Raw genomic sequence first — 18,187 nt, 5'->3', positions numbered from 1 at the left:
AGGCAGGCTCCTTTAATTCCGATTCTATCTGGCGCTTCCATGATTTCCCGGGCAATATTTGACACTTTTCGATAAATTAGGGGTGATTGGCTTTGTCCTGCGCGGTCTGGAGCTGCTGGGCCACCTCTTCCGGACTTTTCACTTGACCGATCAGCTCCTGCAGGCCTACCCCGATATCCGCGCTGACGCCCGGCTGTAAAATCGCGTCGAAGGCGCTCCAGGACGAGCTGGCATTCACCATGGCCTTCAGCACCTCCGAGATCAGCGGGTCTACACCGGACAAATCCGAAAGCTTCATGGAGGGCAGCAGCTTATCTTCGAGCAACGTGCGCTTCTGGACCTCTTCGGTGTAGAAATTTTTGATAAACGCCTTCACCATCTCCTTCTGGCCGCTGCCCAGATTGGCCGAGAACCCGAAGCCGTTGGAGTAGCTGGCATTAATAGAGGTTTGATCCCCCTTGCCGCCTTCGACCGCCGGAAAGGCAAAATAGCCGATGCTGCCGTCCAAACCGCCCGCTTCCGCTCCGGTGAAACGGTTCACATCCCACGTGCCCGTAAATATCATAGCCGCTTCCCCTTTGAGGAATCTGGAGCTTTGCTCTGCGTAAGGAAGCCCCAGCGAGCCGTTGGTGAAATAATCGTTGTTGACTAGCTGCGCGTAATCCTCAAAGCCCCGGACAAAATCGGGATCGGTCCACCTGGCTTCACCGGTGAGCAGCTTTTCGAATCCGCCAATCCCGACGTTGCGCTCCATGATCGTGTTCCACATCATCCCGGCCGCCCAGGGATCCTTCGCAGCCAGTGCGAACGGGGTCAAGCCTTTTGCTTTTAATGTATCGGCTGTTGCAATCAAATCATTCCATGTCGTTGGAATCGACAAGCCCAGATCAGCAAAGATCTTCTTGTTATAAAAAATGCCTTCGCTGTAGCCTCCGAAGGGCAGGCCGTAGACCCGGCCATCGACCGTGAATTCGTCCAGGCTGGAGAATTTGGAGGCTATACCCAGCTCCCTGATGATCGGAGTCAAATCCAGCATCCGGTTGGCTTTTACATAAAGATGAAGATCAGCACCCCCGAACACTTCGAATATGTCCGGTGGATTGCCGACAGCCATTTCCCCCTTCAGCTTCTGGTCCCGGTTCACGACCTCGTCAATGCCCTCCAGCTCAAAATGCAGCCCGGGATTCTCCCGTTCGGTCTTGGCGACCACATCCTGAAAGATCCTCAGCCGCACCTTGCTTGTCTCCTTGATTTGCGTATGCCGCAGCGAAAGCTTGATTGTCTTGACCGAGGGATTGGCTTCAACCTGGGCGTTCGATGCTTCCTTGCCAGAGCCGCAGCCTGACAGAACAAGAACGATTAACAGGGCAGCGCCCGCATAAACCGCAAACCCCCTTTTCATTTCCGGTACCTCCTCCCCCAGATATGTATAACGGCTGCCGCACAAGGACCAGTGAAAATGACAGAGACATTTTCCGTCTGATCCGGCGGTTAAGCACCTGTCTTTCCCGGCATATTTAGATGAGCAATTTTGAAATCATTGTACAACATATCATGCGTCATAGGTACTCATCTATAAAGTTGACCTTTTGCTTCTCCAAACATAAAACGGCCCGCAGGAGGCAACCTCCTGCGGGCCGGGCTCGATTAACTATTCAATTACCAGGCGTAGGCCTTCGGCGCATCGCCGCCAGGTCCCGGGAATATCTCATCGATCCGCTTCAATGCCGATTCATCCAGCTCAAGCTCGACTGCGCGGAGCGTCCGTTCGAACTGCTCCAGCGTGCGCACACCCGTGATCGGTGCGGCAACTGCCGGATTTGCCAGCAGCCAGGCCAGGGAAACGACATCCTCGCGCTCGCCAAGCTCATCGCAGAAGCCCTTATAGGCTTCCAGTTGGGGACGGAACTTCTCGAAGCGCTCCATATTGCCGCTCCGGTTTCCGCCGCCGCCGCGCAGTGCGTTGCCCGCCAGCAAGCCGCCATCCAGCGGACTCCATGGAATCACGCCAAGCCCAAGGCTTTTCGACGCCGGAAGCACTTCAAGCTCCGGCAGACGGCACAGCAGGTTATATTTATGCTGCTCGGATACCAGACCGAGAATCCCTCTCGCCTTGGCTTCGCCTTGAGCAACGGCTATATCCCAACCGGCAAAGTTACTGGAGCCGACATAGCCGATTTTCCCTTGCGATACGGCTGTTTCAAAAGCGCCCCACAGCTCTTCCCAGCTGACATTGCGGTCAACATGGTGCATTTGATATAACTCAACATGGTCGGTTTGCAGACGGCGCAGTGAACCCTCCAGGTGACGGCGGATTTTGTAAGCCGATAATCCCCGTTCATCATTAGGTCCATCGCTTTTGTCGCCCATATTGCCATATACTTTCGTAGCGAGAACGGTATGCTCGCGGCGGCCTCCGCCCTGGCTGAACCATTTCCCGATAATTTCCTCGGTACGGCCCTGATGTCCGCTTCCGCCATACCCGTTGGCAGTGTCAAAAAAATTAATTCCAGCGTCCAGCGCTGCGTCCATTATGCGAAACGATTCCTTCTCGTCTGTCTCCACGCCAAAGTTCATCGTTCCAAGGCAAAGCCGGCTGACCTTTAATCCCGATCGTCCTAAATACGTGTACTTCATAACGAATATCATCTCTCCCTCGCAAATAGATTCATTCTAAATGATAGATGATAACGCTTTAAATAGAAAGTACGCACTTTAAGTTCAGTTGGTTCCCTCGGGTATAGTCAGCGGAATGATAAACGGAAATCACGAGCAGCCTTGTTATTTCGCCGCTGGAAGCGTCCGGAATTAAGAGGCTGCTCGCTTAGTGATTTGATTTCCCATTAACCATGACAGCTCTACATACAATAGACCGAGCCCTCTAAGGCTTCGGCCGCATGTCTGCCACGGCCCTGCTGACTGACCGGTAGAAGGATTTCCAGTGCGGCGATGCTTCAGACGGCCCAATCTGCTCCTCCGCCTCATCCGCTGATTGCCGAGGCTCTTCGCCAGGCTCATCGCCGGCATGGAGCGATCCAGGGGTGCGGCTCCGCCGCTTTTTGGCTTCATCTTCAAGCGATCTCTCCATAGCTGTAGCTTGTTCGTCTCCAGGAAGCTCTTGCTTCCCATTGTCTGGTTGTTCTGCCATGCCTTCCGCGCACCCCGCTTTCAGTTGTGGACTAGCCTTTCAATTTATGCTTCCTCAAGGAAAACAGATCGCGCAGCTCGTCGGTGGACAGCTCCGTAATCCAGTTCTCGGATTGCCCCACGACCTGGTCGTTGAGCACCTGCTTGCGTGTAATCATATCGTCAATCCGCTCTTCCAGCGTACCGAGCGTGACAAACTTATGCACCTGCACATTGCGCGTCTGGCCTATGCGGAATGCGCGGTCGGTCGCCTGATTCTCGACCGCAGGATTCCACCAGCGGTCGAAATGGAAGACATGATTGGCAGCGGTCAGATTAAGTCCGATCCCTCCCGCCTTCAGCGACAATACGAATGCGCAGCCCGGGGTCTTCTCATCCTGGAAGTCGGCAATCATCGCATCGCGTCCGGCCTTGGGCACTCCCCCATAAAGATAAGGAGTCGGCACCCCCAGCCGTTCTTCAAGCAGCCGCTTCAGCATAGCCCCCATCTCCACATACTGCGTGAATATGAGGCAGCGCTCCCCTTCGGCGGCGATTTCCTCCGTCATTTCAAGCAGCCGCAGCACCTTGTTGGACCGTTCCGGATCCCACGCCGCGGGGGACAATGCCCCGTCCTCCTTGATGAGCAGATTGGGATGATCGCAAACCTGCTTCAGACGGGTCAGCGTTGAGAGAATAAGTCCGCGCCGCTGCATGGCGCCAAGGGACTCCAGTTTGCCAAGCAGCTCGGATACGATATTCTCATACAACGCGCCCTGCTCCACAGTCAGCTGCAGATAGGTTTGCATCTCGTTCTTCTCTGGCAGCGCCAGCTGTATGGCGGGGTCCTTCTTGACCCGGCGGAGCATGAAAGGATTGACCCAGCGCTGCAGCTCGGCAATAAGCGCAGGATCCCGCTCCCGTTCAATGGGCAGCACGACGGCCCTGCGGAACTCTCCCAGACTGCCCAGATAACCGGGATTGGTAAAGTCATAGATCGACCAGAGCTCCGTCAGCCTGTTTTCCATCGGCGTGCCTGTCAGCGCAATGCGGTGGTTCGCACGCAGCCCCCGGATCGCGGTAGATTGCTTGGTGTAATAATTTTTAATATTTTGCGCTTCGTCCAGACAGACTACATCCCAATTGACCGCACCCAGATCATCTTCGTCTATGGGCGCCAGCGCATAGGAGCTGATAACCAGATCGGATTCGGCCGCCGCCGCAGCGAATTCTTCGCCTCTTAACCGTCTTGGCCCGTAATGAACATGCAGGCGAAGCGAGGGAGCGAACCGTTCCAGCTCCTTCTCCCAGTTGCCGATAACGGAGGTCGGACAGATTAGAAGCGAGGGGCCAAGCCCCCCATGCTCCATCACATGCTGCAGATATGCGGTGAACTGAATCGTTTTGCCAAGTCCCATATCATCCGCCAGACAGCCGCCGATTCCGAATTTCCGCAGGAAAGCAAGCCAGGAAACCCCCTGCAGCTGGTAATGCCGCAGCTCGCCATGGAAAGCGGCAGGCTTCTCCACCAGGGGAAGCTCTGACGATTCGCTCAGCTTGCCGATCCATGCCGCCAAATGCTCATTCAGCTCAACCTCTGCCTCCAGCGCATCCTCATCCTCACGCTGCGGCTCAAGTTCCGTCCCGCCGCGCAAATGCATTTCCAGCACATCGCGCATTGTGAAATCGGTTCTGCCTCCGCTTTTGCGCAGCCATTTGCGCAGCCGCTCCACGTCATCCGGATCCAGATGTACCCATTCCCCGCCAATGCGCATCAACCGCCTGTTATCCTGGGCAAGCTGCATGAATTCCGCTTCGCTCATATCGACATTGCCGACCGCAAGCTTCCAGTCAAAATCAACAATCTGCTGCAGTCCGAACATCGACTGCTCCGAAGAACCGACCGAGGATTTCACCTTCGCCTTCAGCCGCAGCTTGCGGCTGCGCACCGCCTCCCACCAGCCGGGAAGCAGCACGGAGCAGCCTATTGCCAGCAGCTTGACGCTGGCCTGTTCCAGAAACAGCCACGCTTCATTGTCGCTAAGCTCCGTCTTGATGAACCCTTCGACAGCGTACTCACTTCGGCCAGAAGCCGTTTCGGCAACCTTACCGGGAGAAACGGCCTCTCCTTCTCCAGCCGGAGCAGCAGATTCCAGCCATTCCGGCAGCGCTGACGCCCACTTCGCCTCTTCCTTGCGCAGCCGCTGCTCCATATACATCCGCCACTCTGCCGGGGCTTCGGCAGGAAGGGCAAACCGCAGGGGCTGCCGGTCCAAGCCGTCCGATCCGTCAACAGCCTGCGCCTCATGACTGCTTGCCTGCTGCCGTTCTTCCGGCATGATTCGCTCCAGCGTCATCCAGCTGCTGCCTTCAGAGCGGCCCTGAACGGCAGGACGAAGCCTCCAGCCCGCCGTGTCATCCGGCTCAAGCAGCTGAAGCGCCGTCCGAAACGGCATATTGTCCTGCTTCAATCCGATGGAGACGAGCCAATCTTCCTCGTCGGCCGCTTTCATGACGAGCGCGCTTTCCCCGGCTTCTGCAGCGGTCTCCTTCCAGCTGGAAGCCACATCCACATGGCTTCCGACCAGCTCTTCCACAATCTGGCTCAGCCAGCGCCGGTCTGTGCCATAATCCCCTTGTGCCTCCAGCTTCTGACGGAGCACTGCCAGCCGTCCAGCTGCCGCTTCCTCTGAAGCAGGCAGCTCCAGCCTCCACGATCTGAGCTCAGTCGTCCAGCGCGACCAGTCCGGCCCGTACCAGCCTTTCAACAGTGACTGGCGCAGAAGCCCGGCAAGCTCCATCAGCGTCCTGGCTCTTGGCGTCCACTCCACCCGCAGCAGCCGTACAGGCTCAGGCGAAGACAGATAATCCATCGCAATCAGCGGCGTGAGCGGCAGCTCCGTCTGTTTTGAACGTTCATCGATGCGCTCTTCAATATCCGCGCCGTACCAGGATGCTTCATGCCAGGCAAAAAGCAGATGGCGCAACCGCAAAGTTATTCCCGCAGCATGGCCCGCAGCAAGCGTTATTCCTTCGCCATCCTTCCAAAACCCGTCCACTTTAATCGTTTCCGCGCCCGTGTAGCCTCTCATGTGATGATTTTTCCCCTCCAGAGCTCTTCCTGCAGTGCACGGAGCCGTTGATGCTTGTGAACAATTCCGTTGACATACCGGCTCCACATTTCCTGCTTCTTCTCGGATTTGTAGAGCCGCTCGAGCTTCTTCATCATTTTGACAGCCTGTTTATATCCCTGCCTGTTGCGGGCACGTATGGAAGTATCGATAGACTGATGGTATAGAGGAATAAGCGCGCCGGGCGCCGCCTTGGCAATCTCGCGCATGACCTGCACATCGATCTCATCCGGCTCAATGCCCAGAAGAAGCTGCAAATCCGCCCAATCCGTAAACTGCTGCTTCTCCAGCCAATGGTCCGTCAGTGCAGAATAAGAATAAGGCAGAAATGCGATCAGATACTGCTGCCAGACCGGATTGCCCGGCTCATTGATGTCAGCCACGCGGCACATGGTCAGAAAGGGGCCAAAAGCTCTGGATTTGCGCTCAATTTGCAGCCCTTTGTTCAAATAACCCAGCCACGCCTCAAGCTTCGGCCAATCATGGTCTTCCAGACGCTGCAGCGCGCAGTCGCAAGCGAGCAGCGCCGTCCGGTTGAATGCGGTATCTTCCAGCAGGGCGATAGCCTGCTCGTCACGGTCCTCTGCAAAAGCCAGAAAAGCCAGCGCCATGGGATAAAAGGTGCCCTGGCGTCCATCGCCGCCGGCCCGTCCGCCGTCAAGCCACTGCTGTTCCCTGCTTCTCCATTCGGGAAAAGCAACCAGCTTCGCCCATAAGGAAAAATAAAGCATTTCCCACCGGTGCAGCTGCTGCTCGCGGTCCATGTCACGCTTGTGAAAGATACCGAGCAGGCTCTGCAGAGCAGCCTGCTCCTCTTCCGTCATAGCTCCGGGTTCAAGCTCCCCGGCCAGTTCGTGATAGTGATTCACCCAAGGCTCGGTCATACGGGCGAATGCCATCTCATAGTAATAGCGGTTATAGCTGTCCGTTGCGGAGTAGGCTTTCTCCGCCAGTTCAATGACAAATACGATCGCATGCATCCAGTGAAGACGGCGAAGCCCTTCCTCCCATGTCTTGGACAATCCCTTCAGGGAGGACAGCACAGCCTGCAGCGGATGAAGCGAATGCCGGCACTGCCGCCATACATCCCCGTGCAGGCGCTCCATCTGCCCTAACCATTCCTCCGGCCGTACAGCAGTTGCATCTGCCGGTTTTTGAGTATTTTCTGTCTTGGAAGGATCAACAGACACCAGTTCTCCTCCGTATAGCAGCCGGTTATGAGCCCCTTCGGCGCTCTCTCCGGCAAATTCGCAATAAGCGTAATAAACGGCAGCCATATGTTGACAGTACCCCTTGTAGGAACAGGTACAGGTACTAAAGCTAATGTCGTCGGCGTCCAGGGTTACGGCATAAATATCCGTGTCGCGTACAGCTCCATATATCGCCGAGCCGTCCATGACCTGAACGTTGAGCACCTTTTCACGGCGGTAGAAATCCCAGCCCTTCTCCAGATTGGGAACAGGCATGACGTCGGCAAGCTTTGATTCAAACGCATGCAGCCTTTGCTCGTCAAGCTGAAAAAATCCGCTCATTCCGCGTCCCTCCGTTCGCTTTTTACGCATCCACTCATTATACCACATCCAAACAAGAAACAACTGACGCCATCTTCTTGCGGTCAAGCATGTTTTCTGCACGAATGCTCGTCCGTTTGACAAAAAAGCCCTTTACACGAACGGAACCGTCCGGGTAAAGAGCCATTAATGCTTATGAGTTCCGTTCTATCCAGCGGGCGTTAATTCCTGAGCATGCCTTTATAAATTCCCGGCACCGAGCCTTCGATGACGGTTGCGCCAACTACTTTCGCATAGAAATCGACCGGACCCGCTCCTCCGATAACGCCGTATCCATAGCCCGCTTCGCGCATGCCCCGCAGCGTTTCCAGAAACAGCTGCTTGCCGATGCCAAGACCCCGCACCTGCTCATCCACGCCGGTAGGACCAAAAAAACCTTTGCAGGTAGCATCATAACAAGCGAAGCCAAGCAGCTGCCCGTCCTTGACGGCAATATAACAGCTTACCGGCGCCTGCGAAATTGCCACCATGCACTCACTTCTCCATGACTTGCTGAAATGCTTCTCGACCCATTCCGCGATGGTCAGCAGCTCTGGCGCAAGCGCCCTCCTTATGGTAACGCCCGTACGCTCCGTATACTCGGCGGGTGATTCCCCTTCAGGCAATTCATACAGCTTAACCAGCATATCCGGCATTTTTGCTGCCTCCTTAAATTTTATATAAATTGTGTAAATCAATAGGGGATTCTGATGATGAACGTTACGATGTCCGGCTCATCGAAGGAAATGCGGACATGACCGCTGTATTGCTCTGCAATCGACTTCACAATTGCCAGACCAAGACCGGAATGGCCCGCGCCTTTATTGCTGTAACCGGGCTGGAACAAGGGTTTAGCCTGCAGGCTTCCGGCATCGCGGCATGGGTTGCTGACGGCAAACTCCATACAGCCTTCCTTCTCATACATCATGATCCGCACGAGCCGCTGATCCTCGGGGAAACGGCCTGCCTCGTCAAAGGCGTTGTCGATTAAATTTCCGAGCATTCTTGTCAAATCCAGCGATTTTATTCCGAGCGGAAGCTTGCTGATGTCGCTGAAACCGGTCTCCAAACGAATTTTGAGCGGCTCCGCCTGCGATATTTTGGATCGGATCAGCGCGGCTATGGCCGGATTGCCGATATTTAGAATATCATTCATTTCATGTATTTCGCCAGTCAAATCAGCCGCATAGCTTCTGAGATCATCAATCCGGTTCAACTGGGCAAGCGATTGGATCATTTGGACATGATTCATAAAATCATGCCGCTGCGCCCGGATTGAATGAAACAGCTGATTAATATCCTCCACGTACGTTTCCTGGGTTTGGCGGACCAGCTTATCCTGAGATTTGCGGTACCCGGTTACCGTCAGATAGGCAATGACCAGGCTAAGCAGCGTCACCGTGCTCACAATTAGCCCAATATTGAAAAATTGCTTGTCCAGCGAATCCTGAATGGGCTGATAATCGGCAACAAGCGCCAGCACATAACGATTGATCGGCAGACCGTTCTCATCCAGCATGCTGGCCACCTTATCAATATCTACCGGAATGAACGCTTTGATAACATGCTTGTCATTAATGATGCCATTGAACCATACCGTTTGGCTGGATGCATTGGCCTGATTGACATTAAGCTGATCCCCGCTGTGCCGGAAGGCATACGAACCGTTAATAATGGGATTCTGGGTCATATGCCTGAGCGTATCCCCGTTATTGGTCACCGTTGTAACTTCCCCGGATGAGAAGGTCTGCGTGTTGATAACCGCTATTTCAAGCAGGGAGCCGCTCCCCTTGAGCGTGCGGGCGATAAGCTGATTGACTCCGGTAGCTTCATCATAAGCGCGCTGCCTGCTCTCGTAGCTGATAAAGGGATCAATGATATAGTTGGTCGCCCCGTCGTAGTAATAGCCCCACTTATTGATATTGCTCGTGTCGGTCGTGGAAAACTCAAAAGGGCCTGTCCAGAAATTTGTCAGGGATTGCCCCCACGGCACGGTAACCTGCTTGTAATCAAATAATTGATTGAACGCTTCATACCATGGCTTCCAGGTATTCGTTTTGTAGCCGATCTGATTGGGATTGGAGGACCTGGACAGCACGATGTTGTCCCGGGTACGCTCAAGCAGTGTGATATCAGCCATATCCAGCCTTTTTTTGAGCTCGACGAGCTGAGCATTGGTTACTTTGTCAATATCCGGATTCAAAGCAAACTGGGTGGCGATTGATGCAGCGCGAAGCTCGCGCCCGATCTGCTCCTGGTACTTCTCCGCTCCCGTGCGCGAGAGCTCGATGGACAGCTGAATCTGCCGGGCAACTTCGTTCAGCTCATGGCGCAGGCGATCTTCCAGGGTGTTTTTGCTGGTAAAATAATAAATCGTGTTGTTGATGCCAAGAAGAACAGCAATTAGGAGGATCGCCAATAACCAGATGTTTCGACGCATTTATCCGACTCCCCGATTTTCCAGTACGGTTATTTGATTTTCTTGAAGGAAGCACGCAGCACCCATTTGCGCTCCTGACGCTTCTTGTAGCGCGGCAGCATGCGATAGATCGTCTTGCATTCCTGCAGCGCTTTGGCTGCCTCTTCCTTGCGGCCCAGATCGTCGTAAAGCAGCGCCAAACGATAATAGGCTTCGCAGGAGGAGGATTGGATCGCGCGGAACGACTCCAGATGACGGATCGCCGCTTCCGGATTGGTTCGGGCATGCAGAGCGGCAAGCGTCAGGTAGGGCGTACCGTACTTCACCCTCGGATTGATTGACAAAGCATTGCCGATCGCCGCCTCCGCCGCCTCCGGTTCGGAAAGATGGGCCAGACATGTGCCCAGATCGTCCCAGAACTCCGCTGAATTCTCCAACGCATCCTGCAGCGGCATCAGCCATTCCTTGGCTTCTTTATACTGTTTCCTTTCAATTAACAGCCTGGCCAGCTCATGCTTGGCAGGCACATCATTGGGATTCATATTCACCTGCTGACGCAGCCGCCTGATGGCTCCGCGCCGCTTCAGCGGTTTTACAAAGCTGGGAAAAAGGCCGACATACCGGCGGTCCAGGGCATATAGGATAATGAGCAGCACAAGAAGAGCGAGAAACGGGTTGCCGAGCAGCCGCCACAGAAATATAAAGCCTAATATTTTGAACATAGCTCCTCCTGCAAAAAATAGGTTCGAAATTCTTCCATCATTGTACACTAATGTTTATGCAGGAGGTAGCACAAATTTCCCGTTTCTTCAAGCTCCTGGCTTGCTTCTTGCTGGCCGCGGGACTTAAACTGGAGTGGAAACGATAAGCAGAGGGGAAAGTGACGGCAATGATGGAACAGCTGCGTCTACAGCTTCCGGACTGGATCGAAGCAAGCCGCATCTATGCGGAAAAGGGACAAGTAGCCCATTATATTCCCGAGCTGGCCAAAGCTCCGGGGGACGCGCTCGGCATTGTTGCCATGGGGCCGGATGGAGAAACGGCGACGGCTGGCGACGCGGACCTTCCCTTCACCATGCAGAGCATCTCGAAGGTATTTACGCTTCTTCTCGCTTTCATGGACAATGGCGAGGAAGGCGTGTTCGCCAAGGTTGGCATGGAGCCGACCGGCGATGATTTCAACTCTATGCTGAAGCTTGAGCTGGTAGAACCGGGAAAGCCCTTCAACCCCTTGATCAATGCAGGCGCTATCGCCGTGACCTCGCTTATCCACGGGGCTACGCCGGAAGCCAGGACAGGGCGGATCATGCAGTTTCTGCGCGAGGCGGCCGGAGGCGCCGACATTGCATATAATGAGGCAGTGTACCGGTCGGAGTCCGCCTCGGCCCACCGCAACCGTTCGCTTGCCTACTTCCTGAAGGATAACGAGGTGCTCGACGAAGCGACCGATGTCGAAGAGGTGCTTGATGTTTACTTCAAGCACTGCGCTGTTGAAATTACGTGCGCCCAGCTTGCGAGGATGGCGCTTCTGCTCGCCTGCGGAGGAACAGATCCGCTGACAGGCGTCCAGCTGGTCCCCCGCCGTTACGTGCAGATTGCCAAGACGTTCATGATTACCTGCGGGATGTACAACGCCTCCGGCGAATTTGCCATCCGTGCGGGAATTCCCGCCAAAAGCGGCGTGTCCGGGGGCATTCTCGCCCTTGTTCCCGGCAAGCTCGGCATCGGGATTATTGGACCTGCCTTGGGCGAAAAGGGGAACAGCACAGGCGGCGTTCATTTGCTGGAGACGATGTCGGAGACCTTCGATTGGTCGATATTTTAAGCGCAAACACCCGGATTCCTGAAATGCTCAGGCGGTCCGGGTGTTCTTTGTTTGCCTGTTTTTGTTTAAGCGTCCAGACAGAGCCGGCCGGTTATCTGCTTGCGCGATAAACTGCGGGCGGACCTGCCTCTATTGCAAATGCCCGTCTGAATGAGCCAGGCGGACAAGCATATGAGCCAGCATATGCCGCTCGTCCTCACGCCCGACTTTCCACAGCTCCTGCAGCAGCTGCTCCTCCGCATTGTGCGGATGCTCGTGTCCGGCCAGGTAGTCTGCGATCTTCTGCGCCGCCACTGCGATTTGTTCTTCATTCAATCCCATCGCTTCCGCCATATGAATGCGGCTCGCCAGATAGGAACGGAATTCATCGAAATCCTGGAGGATTTTCTCCTTTTCATCCTTGTCGATCCGGTTCAGTACGTCAGGAATCATCTCGGCACGTACTTCACCGTCTTTAAAAGCGGCATGATTGTGTTCGGACATTAGAACTCGCCTCCTTGAATGGCTTCGCGTTATTTGAACATACTCACGTCTTAGCGCCTCATACCCTGCACGATGGCAGCCCCCTCCAGAAGCATTATGCCGCTGAGCTGGACGCTCAGCTGAACAGGCAGCTGCGGCTTCTTCTTCCACGACGGCCCGCACAGATCGAGCTCCTTGTCCAGTCCTTCATCCCATAACCGCCCGGCATTGACCAGAATTACCTCTTGAATCCGCGCGTTCTCCGGGAACTGCTGGTAGAGCTGCACCAAATACCGGATCAGAATGCCTTTGAACAGACCGGTATCGTCAATGCCTTCATCTGGAAGCATCATCGTATCCGGATCGCATAAGCGGTTCAAGCAGGCTTCGGCTGTCCGCTTCGCGTCAATCGCATAGGCCCGGTCACCCGTACTGCGGTAAAGCTCCAGTCCGGCTCCCAGGAATATCCCTTGGCAGTAAGTAAATTCCCAATCATAGTCGATTTGACCGTCGCCCCGTCTGTTCATTCCATCCCATACAAAGCCGGTGGCAGGATCAACCAGATTTTCTTTATTCCAATCGTAAATGCGTTTTGCCCATTCTAAATATTCCTCTTCATGGAGCATTCCATACAGGCGGGCGGCAAGAATCGCGGCAGGCGCATTGGCAGGGGTGTTTTTATAATCGGTCTGGTCTGCCAACACATCGATAACGTGGGCCTGCCACCAGTAATAGAAATTGTCGTCGGCCCTACTATAGTTGTCGACATCTCCATGCAAAAGACCCAAGCGCCGAAGGAGTACCTTCCTTGCGCTTGGGTTAACAGCTTCAATAGCGGGCTTGCTCCAATTTAGTTGATTTAATGCTTTAAATCTGCCAAAAGCGGCTTATTAGGCAGGTAATGCAGCGATTTAATATAACGGATCGTCCGTGTCTTGGCGCGCATGACGATGGAATGGGTTTCCGCCCGCTGATCGGGCAGCATCCGCACGCCGCTTAAGAATTCGCCGGGCGTAACGCCCGTCGCGGCAAAAATAACATCGCCCGTGCCGATCATATCATCCATCCGCAGCAGTTTGCGCGGATCGGATAAGCCCATTTCGATACAGCGCTGGGCCTGCTCCTCATTCTCGGGCATCAATCTCCCTTGAATTTCCCCGCCCAGACATTTGAGCGCGGCAGCGGCAAGCACACCTTCCGGAGCGCCTCCAGAACCCACGTACAGGTCAATACCGGTCTCGGCAAAAGCAGGAGCAATGGCTCCTACAACATCGCCATCAGACAATAATTTGATCCGGACGCCCACTTCCCTCAATGTTTGGATTAAAGAACCATGACGTTCACGGTCCAGCAGAATAACCGTCAAATCCGAAACCTGCTTATTCAGCGCAAGGGCAGCTTTCTCTACGGTCGTGCGGATCGGATCGTCGATGCTCAGCTTCCCGGCCAGCGAAGGACCGACCGCGAGCTTCTCCATATACATATCCGGAGCATGCAGCAGATGTCCCTTCGGCGCCACCGCGATAACCGCGAGCGCGTTATTCAGTCCTTTGGCGACAAGCTCCGTTCCTTCCAATGGATCGACAGCCACATCAACCTCTGGCCCATGCAGGCTGCCGACCGACTCGCCGATATACAGCATCGGCGCCTCGTCCATCTCGCCCTCGCCAATGACCACGGTACCACGGATCGAAACGGAATCCAGCATGCCGCGCATGGCATTGGTGGCCGCTTCATCGGCATGATGCTTGTCTCCCCGGCCCATCCAAGGGGCTGCCGCCAATGCGGCAAGCTCCGTAACTCTGACAATCTCCAGCGCTAATTCGCGTTCCATGCTTCTATCCCCTCTCCCCAAGCTCGCTCTTCTAATTTATCAGACCATTTCCTGCAGCCAGCCGATAATCGTTCCCGCCGTTTCCTCAATGGCCTTCTCCGTTACGTCAATGACCGGACAGCGAAGCGACTGCATAATCATATCCGCATATCGCAGCTCTGCATGAATGCGCTCCAAGGAAGCATACTGCGCCGAGAATGGCAGGCCCATCGCCTTGAGCCGTTCCGTTCGAATGCCGCTCAGCTGATCCGGACTCATTGTCAGTCCGACTATCAGCTTATTCCCTTCCTTCAGCTCAGGCGGCACCTTGACTTCCGGAAGCAGCGGCAAATTCGCAACCCGGACGCCTTTATGGGCCAAATAAATGCTCAAGGGCGTCTTCGATGTGCGGGAAACCCCGATCAATACAACCTGAGCGAGCAGCAGACCCCGCATGTCTTTGCCGTCATCGTACTTGACTGCGAACTCAATGGCTTCAATTCTGCGGAAATAATCGTCATCAAGCGTATGCAGAAGGCCGGGCTTGCGTTTGGGCGAATCATTGAACGTATCTATGAATGCCTGCATCATCGGCCCCAGAACATCGATGGCCCGGACACTTCTGCGCAGCGCCTCTTCCTTCATGGCTTCGCGCAGCTCCGGCTGGACAAGCGTATAGGCGATGAAGCCTTGGCCAATCGATGCTTCTTCCACGATCTCGGCGATTTCATCCTCCGTCTTGATATGGCTGAACCGCTTTAATTTGACCTGCTCGCTGGCAAATTGCCTCATAGTCGCATTGACGACCGCTTCAGCGGTCTCTCCTACCGCATCCGAACATATGTAAATGCGATGGGGCTTGTTCTCCAGATTATCCAACTGCTGCGTCCTCCAATCCTGGCTGCAAGTGCAAGTTTATTCCGTCATCCAGCGAAGGATGTTGGTTTTGCTGATCCATCCGGTTACCTCTCCGCGGCGGGAATAGCTGTCCTCCCCGGTGACAACAGGAAGACCGTCAAGCTCATGGATCAGCATTTTGTTCACGGCCTCAAGCAGCGGCTGATCCGGTTTCAATGCGGCAATGGCAGGCAGCCTGTTCATAGCCATACTGACCGGAATTGCAGCCGGATTGCTGTTTCCCAGTGTAATCTTGAGCAAATCCCGCGCCGTGACCACACCGACAAAACGCTGCTGGTCATCGACCACGGTCAGCGCCTCCGCATTGCCCATAAACAGGCTGATCACCGCATCATGCACGGAAGCCGTCTCCGAAACATTAACCGGCATCCCCTGCACATCCTTGACCAGCACGCCTTCCCATCGTTTAAGAGCCTGCTCCCTGCCTGCCCCCGTATCGCCAAGGAAATACCCCACCTTCGGCTTCGCCTCCAGCAGCCGCAGCATGACGAGGAGGGACAGATCGGCACGCAGCGTGGGCTTGCCTGTCCCCATCATTTCCGCGAGTTGATCGCCCGTGATCGGGGCATGCAGTTTTACTAATTTGACAATCTCCATTTGTCGTTCAGACAATGTAATGAAAATCACTCCCTATCGAATAAGACATCTTATTCAATCATTAATGTATCATATATCTTTTTTAATACACAATATTTATTTCAAAAAATAGCATTGCAAACAAAGCCCGCACCCGCTTCGCAGCTTCTGCAAGGTTCTCTGCCTGCGGGCTTCATGCCTGTAAGAATGCTCCTTCCTGTTTAGGGAATAATAGGCATGCTTTCAAAGACAGAAAGGTGGTTTGGATGTGGATAAGAACAGCAACAATCATGACGAATCAGCGTCCCCTCCGACACTGACGACCCGGCAAGGTCATCCCGTGACGGATAATCAGAATATAAGAACGGTGGGAAACCGGGGACCAAGCACGCTTGAAAATTATCATTTTCTTGAAAAAACAACGCATTTTGACCGGGAACGCATACCTGAACGCGTCGTACATGCGCGCGGCGCAGGAGCCCATGGCATTTTTGAGGCTTATGGCAAAGCGGGCGATGAGCCTGTCTCCACTTACACAAGGGCAAAGCTGTTCCAGGAAGCGGGGAAACAAACCCCGGTCTTTGTGCGTTTTTCTACTGTTATTCACGGCACCCACTCGCCGGAAACATTGCGCGACCCGCGCGGATTTGCCGTAAAATTTTATACCGAGGACGGGAACTGGGATTTGGTCGGCAACAATCTGAAGATTTTCTTTATCCGCGATCCCCTTAAATTTCCCGACATGGTTCATGCCTTCAAGCCTGATCCCGTTACGAATGTGCAGGATATGGAGCGTTTCTTCGATTTTGTCTCGCTCAGTCCGGAAGCCACGCATATGATTACCTTCCTCTTCTCGCCCTGGGGAATTCCGGCTAATTACCGGCAAATGCAGGGCTCTGGCGTCAATACATACAAATGGGTCAACCAGAACGGAGATGCTGTGCTCGTCAAATATCACTGGGAACCTCTGAAGCAGGGAATCAAAAACCTGCTGCAGCAGGAGGCCAACGCCATCCAGGCGCTTAATTTCAACCATGCCACACTGGATCTCTATGAAGCGATTGAACGCGGCGACTATCCCGAGTGGGAGCTATGCGTGCAAATGATGAGCGACGGCGAGCATCCCGAGCTCGATTTTGATCCTCTGGACCCGACCAAGCTGTGGCCAACCGATCAATTTCCATTTCTCCCGGTAGGAAAAATGACGCTCAACCGCAATCCCAAGGATTATTTCATGGAGGTGGAGCAGGCTGCCTTCGGCACGGGGGTATTGGTTGACGGCCTTGACTTCTCGGACGACAAGCTGCTTCAGGGCAGGACGTTCTCCTATTCCGATACCCAGCGCCACCGGGTGGGAACCAACTATTTGCAGCTGCCGGTCAACGCGCCAAAAGCGCAGGTAGCCACCAATCAATCCGGAGGCCAGATGCAAATTTATATGGACCGGGCTCCGGGGCAAAATCCGCATGTCAACTATGAGCCTTCCGGTATGGGCGGGCTGCAGGAAGCAGCGAAACCCGGACGGGATCATGAGCCGCGCTATGAGGCCAGTCTGGTGCGCCAGCCGATTGAACGCACGAACAATTTCAGCCAGGCCGGCGAAACCTTTCGTTCCTTCGAAGCCTGGGAGCAGGACGAGCTGATTGCCAATCTGGTCGATGCGTTCTTGAAATGCAACAGCGATATCCGGGATCGGATGATCGGAAATTTGACAGAAGCGGATATCGAATATGGCCGCCGTGTCTCCGAAGGCTTGAAACAGGCCGGAGACCGCAAAATTGCCAGCGGACAAACCGATCCGGATCAGGCCGTCAAGCTGTCGCAGCAGGAGGGGCGCGAGGCCGGGCCTTACTGAGCGCTTCGGCAGCAGCTTGCCAATCAAGCACCTTTTTCTTATCTGCGGTAGCACCAATAGGATTATTGCGCTAAGGCCCGGTGCCGCCGAGATGGCGGAGCTTGGGCCTTTGTCTTGTGCCGTCAGCCGGAGCAGCACATAAGATGGTGGCAAAGGAGGAAATACAAATGCCTCTGTACCGCATCATTGTCGATCTGTCGGACAGGAAGCTGTATCTGCTTGACGGCAATATCGTAGTGAACGAATATCCGGTAGGCATCGGCAAAATGCTGACGAAAACGCCAACCGGAGAGTATACGATCATCAATAAACAACCCGATCCCGGCGGCCCGTTCGGCGCTTACTGGATGGGGTTGTCGAAGCCTCATTATGGCATTCACGGGAATAATGATCCTTCCTCCATCGGACGCGAGGTTTCCCGAGGCTGTATCCGGATGTACAACGAGGACGTCGTTTCCCTGGCGCAAATCGTGCCGCTGCGAACGCGAGTGACCATCCGGCCCTGACGGGAA

General features: G+C 54.6%; 16 protein-coding genes. 3 read left to right on the top strand and 13 right to left on the bottom strand.

Annotated elements, in window-relative coordinates; all coding sequences use genetic code 11:
* Positions 1–76: 76 nt before the first annotated feature.
* From AC0YNV_RS17685 to AC0YNV_RS17650, 8 genes are all read right to left on the bottom strand, one after another.
* Entirely contained in the window at positions 77–1,402 is a 1,326-nt protein-coding gene (locus tag AC0YNV_RS17685; RefSeq protein WP_475769213.1) for an ABC transporter substrate-binding protein, read from the bottom strand.
* Positions 1,403–1,659: 257 nt separating this feature from the next.
* The gene (locus tag AC0YNV_RS17680; RefSeq protein ID WP_210037269.1) at positions 1,660–2,637 is read right to left on the bottom strand and encodes an aldo/keto reductase; all 978 of its coding nucleotides are present in this window, start codon (positions 2,635–2,637) and stop codon (positions 1,660–1,662) included.
* A gap of 244 nt (positions 2,638–2,881) precedes the next feature.
* Positions 2,882–3,148: a hypothetical protein gene (locus tag AC0YNV_RS17675; protein ID WP_475769212.1), complete on the bottom strand. Its 267-nt coding sequence runs from the start codon at positions 3,146–3,148 to the stop codon at positions 2,882–2,884.
* A gap of 31 nt (positions 3,149–3,179) precedes the next feature.
* Positions 3,180–6,218: a DEAD/DEAH box helicase gene (locus AC0YNV_RS17670; protein ID WP_475769211.1), complete on the bottom strand. Its 3,039-nt coding sequence runs from the start codon at positions 6,216–6,218 to the stop codon at positions 3,180–3,182.
* Complete coding sequence (locus AC0YNV_RS17665) at positions 6,215–7,789, bottom strand: SWIM zinc finger family protein (protein WP_475769210.1); 1,575 nt, start codon at positions 7,787–7,789, stop codon at positions 6,215–6,217. The genes AC0YNV_RS17670 and AC0YNV_RS17665 overlap by 4 nt, the downstream gene beginning before the upstream one ends.
* A gap of 200 nt (positions 7,790–7,989) precedes the next feature.
* Positions 7,990–8,463 carry a GNAT family N-acetyltransferase gene (locus tag AC0YNV_RS17660; RefSeq protein WP_210037265.1) on the bottom strand — a complete coding sequence of 158 codons (474 nt, stop codon included), beginning with the start codon at positions 8,461–8,463 and terminating at the stop codon, positions 7,990–7,992.
* Positions 8,464–8,501: 38 nt separating this feature from the next.
* Entirely contained in the window at positions 8,502–10,247 is a 1,746-nt protein-coding gene (locus AC0YNV_RS17655) for a sensor histidine kinase (protein ID WP_475769209.1), read from the bottom strand.
* 29 nt (positions 10,248–10,276) lie between these two features.
* Entirely contained in the window at positions 10,277–10,948 is a 672-nt protein-coding gene (locus tag AC0YNV_RS17650; protein WP_475769208.1) for a tetratricopeptide repeat protein, read from the bottom strand.
* Positions 10,949–11,115: 167 nt separating this feature from the next.
* Here AC0YNV_RS17650 and glsA point away from each other — a divergent pair, with 167 nt between their 5' ends.
* Positions 11,116–12,051, top strand: coding sequence for a glutaminase A (gene glsA / locus AC0YNV_RS17645; RefSeq protein ID WP_475769207.1), 936 nt, complete (start codon positions 11,116–11,118; stop codon positions 12,049–12,051).
* 129 nt (positions 12,052–12,180) lie between these two features.
* Here the strand turns inward: glsA and AC0YNV_RS17640 are convergent, their stop codons facing one another.
* From AC0YNV_RS17640 to AC0YNV_RS17620, 5 genes are all read right to left on the bottom strand, one after another.
* Positions 12,181–12,534: a DUF3243 family protein gene (locus AC0YNV_RS17640; protein ID WP_475769206.1), complete on the bottom strand. Its 354-nt coding sequence runs from the start codon at positions 12,532–12,534 to the stop codon at positions 12,181–12,183.
* A gap of 50 nt (positions 12,535–12,584) precedes the next feature.
* Positions 12,585–13,301, bottom strand: coding sequence for a glycoside hydrolase family 76 protein (locus AC0YNV_RS17635; RefSeq protein ID WP_475769205.1), 717 nt, complete (start codon positions 13,299–13,301; stop codon positions 12,585–12,587).
* 71 nt (positions 13,302–13,372) lie between these two features.
* Positions 13,373–14,347, bottom strand: a complete 975-nt coding sequence (gene glpX / locus AC0YNV_RS17630; RefSeq protein WP_475769204.1) for a class II fructose-bisphosphatase — start codon at positions 14,345–14,347, stop codon at positions 13,373–13,375.
* 39 nt (positions 14,348–14,386) lie between these two features.
* Entirely contained in the window at positions 14,387–15,196 is an 810-nt protein-coding gene (locus AC0YNV_RS17625; protein WP_379112979.1) for a pyruvate, water dikinase regulatory protein, read from the bottom strand.
* Positions 15,197–15,241: 45 nt separating this feature from the next.
* Complete coding sequence (locus AC0YNV_RS17620; RefSeq protein ID WP_475769203.1) at positions 15,242–15,856, bottom strand: CBS domain-containing protein; 615 nt, start codon at positions 15,854–15,856, stop codon at positions 15,242–15,244.
* Between the two features lie 226 nt (positions 15,857–16,082).
* Between AC0YNV_RS17620 and AC0YNV_RS17615 the strand changes: the two genes are divergently transcribed.
* Together AC0YNV_RS17615 and AC0YNV_RS17610 are read left to right on the top strand one after the other, a co-directional pair.
* A complete protein-coding gene (locus AC0YNV_RS17615) occupies positions 16,083–17,675 on the top strand; it encodes a catalase (RefSeq protein WP_475769202.1) in 1,593 nt (530 codons plus the stop codon).
* Positions 17,676–17,842: 167 nt separating this feature from the next.
* A complete protein-coding gene (locus AC0YNV_RS17610; RefSeq protein ID WP_475769201.1) occupies positions 17,843–18,181 on the top strand; it encodes a L,D-transpeptidase in 339 nt (112 codons plus the stop codon).
* Positions 18,182–18,187: the final 6 nt, after the last annotated feature.

This window comes from Paenibacillus sp. JT31N11 (assembly GCF_056269285.1).
The sequence above is the reverse complement of the archived record's forward strand: the minus strand, read 5'-3'. Positions and strand labels throughout refer to the sequence as shown.